This window comes from Nostoc sp., assembly GCF_036917775.1.
In the GTDB taxonomy this organism is placed as follows: domain Bacteria; phylum Cyanobacteriota; class Cyanobacteriia; order Cyanobacteriales; family Nostocaceae; genus Nostoc.
Map to the genome: position 1 here is coordinate 1 of NZ_JBALEQ010000006.1, position 7,002 is coordinate 7,002.

General features: G+C 41.1%; 5 protein-coding genes. 3 read left to right on the forward strand and 2 right to left on the reverse strand.

Annotated features, from left to right (window positions below):
- From V7K69_RS00630 to V7K69_RS00640, 3 genes are all read left to right on the forward strand, one after another.
- A partial coding sequence (locus V7K69_RS00630; RefSeq protein WP_335030609.1) for a calcium-binding protein occupies positions 1 to 1,199 on the forward strand: 1,199 nt, incomplete at its 5' end.
- A gap of 304 nt (positions 1,200 to 1,503) precedes the next feature.
- On the forward strand, positions 1,504 to 2,247 hold the full coding sequence (locus tag V7K69_RS00635) for a hypothetical protein (RefSeq protein WP_335030610.1): 744 nt from the start codon (positions 1,504 to 1,506) through the stop codon (positions 2,245 to 2,247).
- 187 nt (positions 2,248 to 2,434) lie between these two features.
- Complete coding sequence (locus tag V7K69_RS00640) at positions 2,435 to 2,638, forward strand: hypothetical protein (RefSeq protein ID WP_335030611.1); 204 nt, start codon at positions 2,435 to 2,437, stop codon at positions 2,636 to 2,638.
- A gap of 205 nt (positions 2,639 to 2,843) precedes the next feature.
- On the opposite strand, the gene V7K69_RS00645 is transcribed toward V7K69_RS00640, so the two are convergent.
- Entirely contained in the window at positions 2,844 to 3,500 is a 657-nt protein-coding gene (locus tag V7K69_RS00645; RefSeq protein WP_335030612.1) for a hypothetical protein, read from the reverse strand.
- Between the two features lie 48 nt (positions 3,501 to 3,548).
- The coding region (locus tag V7K69_RS00650; RefSeq protein WP_335030613.1) for an RHS repeat-associated core domain-containing protein at positions 3,549 to 7,002 on the reverse strand (3,454 nt) is incomplete at its 5' end.

Below are 7,002 nucleotides of genomic sequence, written 5' to 3' on the forward strand. Positions count from 1 at the left end.
GCAATGGCAATGACTTGTTGCTTGGTGGCAATGCCAATGACACGATTGCTGGTGATGAGGGCAACGATAACATCTCCGGTGGCAATGGTAATGACTTGTTGCTTGGTGGCAATGGCAACGATACCATTGCTGGCAACGGGGGCAACGATACCATCATTGGTGGTAATGGCAATGACCTGTTGCTTGGTGGCAATGGCAGCGATACAATTGCTGGCGGTGACGGCAATGATACCATCATTGGTGGCAATGGTAATGACCTGTTGCTTGGTGGCAATGGTAATGATACTTTTGTCTTGGGCCTTGGTGATGGAAATGACACTATCGCCGATTTTACTGGAACAGGAATTGGCTCAAATCCATCAGCAACGGTGATTAGCCAACTGGATACGTTGCAATTTATTGGTAGTGGTTTAACTGCCCGAAATCTGCAACTTACTCAAAATGCTAATAACTTAGAACTCACCTTTTCAGATGCAGCTTCTACCAAAGTTACTCTGCAAAACTTCCAATTAGAAAATCTGGATAATTTACCAGCAAATGGTTCACGACCATCTGTTGGTAATATCCTGTTTGATGGACAAACCAGTATAACTGACAGCTTTGATGTCTTCAATGCCAACTCCACTCAAACTAATCTCTTTAACAAGAACACTGTTACTTTCCTCAATGACCTTAACAATAACGTTGCGGGTTTTAATAACTCCAATGATGTAATTAATGGTCAAGGGGGTAACGATATCATTAATGGTAATAGTGGCGATGACCTTTTGCGGGGCGGCTCAGGCGATGATATTCTCATCGGTGAAGAAGGCAATGATACTCTTGTGGGTGGCAGAGGCAATGATGTTCTCATTGGTGGTCTAGGTGCTGACCTTTTCGTTTACAGCAGCAATGCTGACTTTGTTAGTGTTGATCTGATCGTTGACTTCCAAAGCAGCAAAGGTGACAAGATTGTACTCGATCAAACTACCTTTAGTACAATTACTTCTGCTGCTGGAACTGGTTTTAGTAACATCACTGATTTTCAAATCACGAGTTCAGCAGCGACTAGCACGGCAAAAATTGTCTACGATCCTATAAATGGTGAGTTGTTCTACAACCAAAATGGCAGCGCGGCTGGTTTTGGCAGTGGTGGACTATTTGCAACTCTAACTGGTTCGCCAACTCTCACCCCATCTGATTTTGTGCTGCAAGCATAGAAGCATAGTAGTTCGCCAAGTGAACTTGGCGGGGTAAAGGGGAAGGGGAAAGGTTTCAAATCCCTTAACCTTTCCCCAGTCCTCACAAGCGCATTTTTGGGTTGGCAGACTAATAGTTTGCTCAAAACACAGAATGTCGAGTAGACATCTCCGAAAAAGAATTGTTTTGACGTAGCACTGCTACGTCTCTACAAGGGTTATGGGTAACGCATATCTTTTTTTTAAAGGGGGATCTTAAAATCTGCGTGTTGAAGAAACGGCTCACGTGCCCTTGGGGGGCGCTTCGCCTCAAACTGTTGAAAGCGTGTCAGAGAATGAGAAAGACTCGCCTACGGCGAATGACTGTACATCGCTGCTGCTTGTGGATGATGCAGAGGGTGAATCTGCTTCTTTATTAGCTGAAAACCTCTCTTGTGGTGTTGAGCCGAGAGACTGTCATGAAGGTACTTGTTCCGCCGCGCCCGTCGCTCAAAATGAATTTTCTTCCAAGGAAGCGATCGCTAATCAAACACAGGAGGAAGTAGAACAAAGTAATTCCGCTTCTCTACGAGACGCTGCGCGAACGTTGTCGGGAGAAAATAAAGTCTCTGGTTTTGAGCCGAGAGACTGTGATGAAGGCACTTATTCCGCCGCGCCCATCGCACAAAATGAATTTTCTTTAAATTCTGCGATGCCTGCGGCGGGCGTAGCCATCGCAAATCAAACACCAGAGCTTGTAGAACAGGGTCAATCTGCTTTGTTGCTGGGAGAAAACCAAGTATCTCGTGATGAGGACAAAGCAAATCATGAAGGTGATTGTTCCGCCGCACCTGTCGAAAATCTTGAAAAGTGGTCGCATGAGGCGATTGTTGCAAGGGCAAATGCGCGACCGGAGCGGATGCAGAAACTCAAAGTAGCGGCAAATTCGGGGCAGAATCCGGGGTTTGAGTTTTTGCATAAGTGTTGGGATGATCCTGCTTTGCAAATTGTGATCAAAAAGCTTTTGGCGAAGTTTCTGCAATGGGGCATTGCGATTGTGGATGGGGTGTTGATGAAGTGGAATGAATAGCGAAAAAACTTTTTCCTCACTACGCCCAAAACGCTTTATAAATAAGGAATTTGCGCTTACCTTAGTGCTATTCAACCCTTATACTACTATTCGTATTGTATTTTTCTACACTTGAAATGTCTCGGACACACTACCCATTGCAACAACCGAGAGTCTCGCCTTTTTTACTGATTTAGAGAATCTTCACATGATGGATAAGGAAGCGTTTTTCACCTTCAACATCCTAGACTATACCTCAAAAGATATAGAAAAACTTAAGCTTTTTCACCGAGATAATTTTGATGCGGCTAGCATTAAAAATGATGCTGAAGAAATGCTCTATTCTCAAGGAATAAGTGAGTTAATAGATGGGCTTTTAGTATCTCCTTCAGATAAATTTGTTCATATTTAAACACTTGTGTCCTTGTTGTAGCGATTCTGAGTCCTGTTTGGGAGTGGTTAACTCTGTTTTATCACTTTCGGAAAAGAATAATCGAAATTAAACTCTAAAACTTTGATTTAACCAAGGTTGGAGGCTTTATTTTCTAATAGTAATAAAATTTATATTTCTCAATTAATAAGTAAGGCTCCAGAACGTTTTCAGCTATAGGATTCCCTTATTGAAAATTAAGATTCGACTGAAACTTACGCCCATTAACAGAAATTATTGGAACGTGTTTCAAGTTAAAGTTACTCAGTTTTCTCGTCCAGTCACCATACCATCTTTCATCTCCAATTGAAATATACGCTTGAAATTCACAGCATTCTCCAAAAAAGGGGTAGTTTAAATACCTTATTTTCTCATTAGATTCCTGAACACACTCAGGTAACTTGATCTCTTTTAAAAATTTTATTATACTCTCCTCAAAAATTTGACGTTCCACCTGACTCAGCGAATGTGCAAAAAATACAATGTACCAGACGTAATCTACGAGAGGTATTCTGCTTGCTTCCTGTTTTACAGTTTCCCAATCAAGTCTAATAACAGAAGACTTTTGCAAAAAATTTTCCACATCTTCTCTAGACGAGTCTTGAAGAATTCTTATACGAATATATTTATAACCAAGTTCCTTCGAAATTAAAGCATATAAATGCCCTCTTGTAACGAAGACTAGATTACCATATAGTCTCACTTCAACCACTGGCAGATAACCAAGCTTTGAAATAAAATATTTAAGGTGTTCATAGATAAATAAATCTTTTTGAGTATCAGCAAAAATAGATTCATCTATTAAAATATCGTCAGGAGAAACCTCAGCTAATATGATTAACATTCTTCACCTTTAATTACAATCATTTATTACAAGATTATTTGATATTCTCTAAACCAAAATGTAGTGAGCAAATGTTTCAAATTGGGGTAGAGTGTAGTATGGTATCAAAGTTTCAGTCATACCTGGACGGGGAGGTCTTGGTATAGGAACTTCAACTGCAATTCCATACATAGCAGCAAATTGAAAAAATCTTTTCTCTGGAACTACTGCTGCAAAAATACCTTCTCCGCCGGCTCCTTTATACATCATGCCAGTCTCATTTGCGTAATATTGCGCTGTTGTATACTGGCTTGAAAAATACACTCCTCTTCTCTCTTCAGGGAACTGAAATGCACTTTGACGCTGTGTTAACCGTTGTACGTTAATGTGTTGTTCTGCAACTACCTCTAATGCATCATAGTATGTTGTACCACGATAAAAAGTAAGTTCTTTATCCAGTTCTTGTTTTTCGAGAACTTCTGATGTGATGTAACCTATCGTAGCAAGTGTTGCTAGAATGGCAAAAATAGCATAAGATTCGCCTAAACTGGCAGAAGTAAGTCCAGTTGGGTCGATAAAATAAACTGGATTGTCATTAGCATAAATATATTTGTGCAGCGTCAGAGGTTCTTCCAGTTCTCCTTCATATATATCCCTTCTCAAAAACCTTCCAGTATCGGCATCATAATACCTTGCCCGATTATAATAATCTCCTAATACCTCATCAAACTGTTCGCCAGCAAACAGGTACTTGTTCTCCAACCCACCAGTAGAGCTAATTAATTGCCCGTAAGCCTCATAATCATAAGTACTAACAACACTACCAGTTACATCAGTCAATATTCGTGTACTACCCAACCCATCAACGTGGTAGAAAGTGCGATCGCTACTCTTCTCCTGAGCAATTAAATCATTACCGTAAACATACTCCACCTGCACAGCACCATTGGGAGAATATTCTTCCAAAACCTGTGTATACGGCTGCATTTCATCAATTAAGTACCGCGTTTCAACACTATTAACCGTTGCTACAACTCGAATACGATTATCGTTATACCCATACTGCATCGCTTGTTGGATTGCACCGTTAGCATCCTTCACTATTGCTGCAATCAAACGATTTTCATAATTCCAAGTGTATTGAGTTGTAATACCGTTTTCGGTCTTAGTTAAAGTGTTGCCATTATTATCGTAGGTATAATTAGCAACTAATTGCTGATTTGCAGTCTCATTTAGTAGTCGGTCATTTGCATCATAAGTATAGTTGGTAACTGTTGTTACAGCATTAACAGTTTCACTCTTAGTCGTGCGATTACCTACTTTATCGAAGTTGTAATTGTAGATGCGATCGCCATTAATTGCATCAATAACTTTCTCTTGGGTTAACCGATATAAGTCATCGTAAGTATAATCAACAGTACGTCCATTATGTTCTATAACTTTGGTACGGTTGCCTACCTTGTCCAGAGTATAAGTGTAGCTGGAGAGAATGCTGTCACCCTTATGATTTTCCAAATACTTCAATCGATTGAGGTCATCATAGGAGCGAATCTCTTGCGTACCATTAGCTAAGGTAGTACGCACCAAATTACTTACTGCGTCATAATCATAATCTGCGGTTACAACCCCACCGTCAATTACTTGGTCAAGGCGATTGCGAACATCAAAGGTGTAGTTGACTGTACCAGATGCGGTAGTAACAGAAGTGCGATTACTTGCAGCATCGTAAGTATACTCAATTTTACGTCCATCTGGGTCAGTACGTTTCACTAAGCGATCGCGTTCGTCATAGTCATAATCGTAAGTTGCAGTAGTTACACCATTTGCGTCAACAAACGTGATGATATCCTGCAAACCTACGGGTGTGTAAGTATACGTTACCTTAGACTCATCCTGGAACTGCTTCGAGGTCATCCAGTTCATGGTATCGTACTGATAGGTCGTAGTGTTGCGATTAAAGTCAGTATATGTCTTAAGATTACCGACAGCATCGTAGGTCATGTCAGTACGTTGAGCCATTGGTAAGATAGTAGCTGTGCGTCTTCCCACGCCATCATATTCAAAACTGGTTGTATGCTGGTTAGCATCTGTTTGTGAAATCAGGTTGCCGACTTCGTTGTAGCCGTATTCCGTCCAATCCTGAAGTGCATTCTTCACCCCAGTCAAGCGACCTAAATCGTCATAGCTATACTCAGTCCGCTTGCCATTTTGGTCGGTCATTGCAATTCGCCGACTCAGGTTATCGTATTCACTAGTGGTGAAAGTTTTGTCGTTAAACTCAGTCTTGCTCAAGCGCCCTAAATCATCATATTTATATGTAGTCGTGTGGTTGAGCGCATCAGCTTGGGAAATCCGTTGCCCTACATTGTCGTATTTATAAGTAGTGCGTGGATTATCATCAAGAGTATTAGGCGTATCATCAGCGAAAATTACCTGAGTTTGCCGACCATCAGCATCGTAACGAAACTCTGTGCGATTACCCCGTTCATCAATCTCAGCTTTTACCAGCCCATCGCTGTAATATTCAGTACGAGTATTAGGGTTGTCATCCCAATTATTTGGTGTTGTATCTGGATTAAGAGTTTCAATTAATCTACCAACATCATCATAAACAAAGCGCCTTTCCCGTCCCGCTTTATCAATGGTTGCAATTCTACGCCCTGCTTCGTCGTAGCGGCTGATATCTCGCAGATTGTCATCTGGGTTGTCAGGTGTATTATCTGCGTAAATCGTTGCAACCAACTGACCTTTATCATCGTATTTATACTCAGTCCGGTGCTGAAGTGCATCAGTAACAGCAGTTTGATGCCCAAGTTTGTCATACTCATAAGTCGTGGTATGATTTTCGGCATCAGTCATCGTTTTCATCCGACCGTTGTCGTCATACGTCCAGGTTGTGACTAAAGTCCTTAGACCTGTCGCAGTTGTCATTTGACGAGTTTCAGTCAGTTTGTCCCCATTGGTGTTATGAGTATAAGTCGTAACATTGCCTAACGCATCTGTAACACTTGTGACATTGCCATTGTCATCATAATCGAATTCTGTGACTTTCCCGTTAGCATCCGTAACAGACCGGAGTTGACCTCTGAGATCGTAGTCATAACCAGTAATGTGACCAAGAGCATCAGTAGTTGAACGTAAATTACCACTTCTACTGTACACATTAGTAGTCGTGCGACCCAAGGCATCAGTCTCAGTCAGTAGGCGGCTCTTGTCGCCATAAGTGTAGCGTGTGATGTTACCTAATGCGTCTTCTTGAGTTAACTGATTACCTTGACTATCGTAGGTATATTTAGTCGTAAAACCATTTGGGCCAGAGCGGTCAGAAATGACGGTTTCTGACAAAACATAGTTATTATCGTCGTACTTACGTTTGGTTATTTGCCCTTCTGCGTCAATTTCAGTTAAGATATTGCCCCTAGCATCATATCTGGAGTTTAGACTAAAAGCGATATGAGAGAAAGCAGACCAAATGGAATTAGAGGTTAAAAATATTATCTTGTCAGCCTGAAAGCATCCGCCA